This window comes from uncultured Pseudoalteromonas sp., from assembly GCF_963922945.1.
In the GTDB taxonomy this organism is placed as follows: Bacteria; Pseudomonadota; Gammaproteobacteria; order Enterobacterales; family Alteromonadaceae; genus Pseudoalteromonas.
In genome coordinates this window covers 1-2,332 of sequence record NZ_CAWUKC010000175.1, presented here as the reverse complement: position 1 = coordinate 2,332, position 2,332 = coordinate 1, and the positions used below count along the sequence as shown (strand labels likewise).

Annotated in this window: 1 protein-coding gene; it reads left to right on the top strand. The window is 40.9% G+C overall.

What is annotated here, in order from left to right:
* Window positions 1-291 precede the first annotated feature (291 nt).
* On the top strand, window positions 292-2,085 hold the full coding sequence (locus tag AABI99_RS18085) for a choice-of-anchor I family protein (protein WP_338367508.1): 1,794 nt from the start codon (window positions 292-294) through the stop codon (window positions 2,083-2,085).
* Window positions 2,086-2,332: the final 247 nt, after the last annotated feature.

Genomic DNA, 2,332 nt, shown 5'->3' with positions numbered 1-2,332 from the left:
GCTGAAAAACGATGAGTTATGCTTACAAGATGGCTCTGTCATAATCAATGATGTTACCGATTGGTTTGAACATAAAAATCAACAAGGTATTGAACCTTCCGTTGAAGAGTTAAAAGAGTTTATAAAAGAAACTCGAAATTAATAGATTTTAGCTACAAAGCTACTCCTTAGCTTCAAGCGAGTTACATACTCGCTTTTTTATTGCCGAAAGCTAATCAAAATAAAAGTGCCATAGCTTTGTCATACCTGTGTGTTGTTATTTTGTTCAATACCACACTAAGGAAAATAACAATGTTAAAAAGGTCACTTATAGCACTTTTACTCATATCAATATTAACGGGTTGCTCACTAGATGGAGATGACGGCCAAGACGGTACGCAAGGTATTCAAGGAGAACAAGGTACAGCGGGTCAAAATGGTACTAACGGTACCAATGCAAATTCTGCGTTAAATATAAGCTTAGTCGGCAGAACCGTACTCAATGCTCAAAGCCCTGAGGGGGCGGCTGAAATAGTGGCTTATCAAGCATCTAAAAAATGGATATACGCCATTAATAGCTCGGGTGATGACGCAGTAGTGAACATTATACCCGCCGATACGTTTGATACTGCCGCACTCGTTCAAGATAACGAAGGGATAGTGAGTGCAACTAACCTTGAATCAGCAATTACCCTTACCTTAAACGACAATACCCCAGGCGATGCCAACAGCATCGCATTAGATGAAAACAATCAATTACTGGCTGTTGCAATGGCGGCTAAAAATGTGGGTGAAGTGGGTCAAATTGCTTTTTATGACATAAGCGGCGATGCGCCCACATTCATAAAAAATGTACCAGCGGGCTTTTTACCAGACATGGTGACTTTTAACCACGACGGTACAAAAGTGGTTGTAGCCAATGAAGGCGAGCCAAATGGCGATTACAGTATCGACCCTGAGGGCTCTATCAGTGTTATTAATATAGAAAATGGCATAATTGCCGATACGGCCACCAATATTGACTTTACTGCATATAACAACCAACAAGCCGAGCTTGAAGAGAAAGGGCTAGTTTTTGCCAACCCCACAGGGCGAACAATTAATGGCAATGAAATAAATACTACAGTAGCTATGGATTTGGAGCCTGAGTACGTCAGCATTTCTAAAGATAACAAATATGCCTACGTATCAATTCAAGAAAATAACGCACTAGCCATCGTTAATTTAGAAGATAACTCTCTTGAACTAAAAGGGTTAGGGTTTAAAGATTGGTCAAATTTACAAATAGATGCATCAGATAAAGACGGCGGTGTTAATTTTAAATCTTACCCAGGGCTTTATGGTATGTATCAGCCAGATACAATCTCAAGCTTTAGCTGGAAAGGTGCAAACTTTATAGTATCGGCTAATGAAGGTGATGCACGTGAATATTTCTTTGATACAACAGACGAGGCAGATTGCATAGCAAAAGGTGGTCTAGATTACGATGAAGATGACGGCTGTCTTGCCTATATAGATGAAAGCCGCGTTGAAGATATAACTCTTGCTGCTAACTTTGATTACTTAAATAACGACGATGACGATATAGGCCGCTTGAAAGTAAGTACTGTTAAGGGGGATGCGAATGACGACGATCAGTACGAATCGCTTTATGCCTATGGGGCACGTTCGTTTACCATTTGGGACAGCAATGGGCTGGTGGTGTTTGACTCAGGCGACGACATCGGTCGTATAACTGCATCGGTACATGGCGAAGCATTTAATAATAACGAAGATGAAAACAAAGGTGATACACGCTCAGACGACAAAGGCGCAGAACCTGAAGCGCTAACAATAGGTACAATTGGCGAACGCACCTTTGCTTTTATAGGTCTTGAGCGTATGGGTGGGGTTATGGTTTACGATATTACTAATCCATACGATGTACAATTTGAAGATTACTTTTATAACCGAGGTGTAATAGAGGGAGCTGATATAACCGGTGACCTTGCACCCGAAGGCATGGTGTTTGTAACGGCAGAACAAAGTGCGACAGGCGAACCACTCCTTATAATAGGTAATGAGATCTCAGGCTCTATAGCTGTATGGCAAATTGCAGCAAATTAAAACCAACAAAGCAGTACAGCGATTACTAAATGTACTGCTTTTTATAACGCGCAAATACAGGCTGTAAAATAGCGACTTAATATGCGCGTTTTTTAATCTAAAATCAGTCTGTAGCCCTTTATTTGTATGCGTTTCATACTAAATTCATTTATTTGTCAAAAAGCTGAAATAAAACATTGACCCCCGCTAGAATCTCCCTATAATGCGACCCCACTGAGACGGCAGAGCAAGCAACGCATAGCGAGGC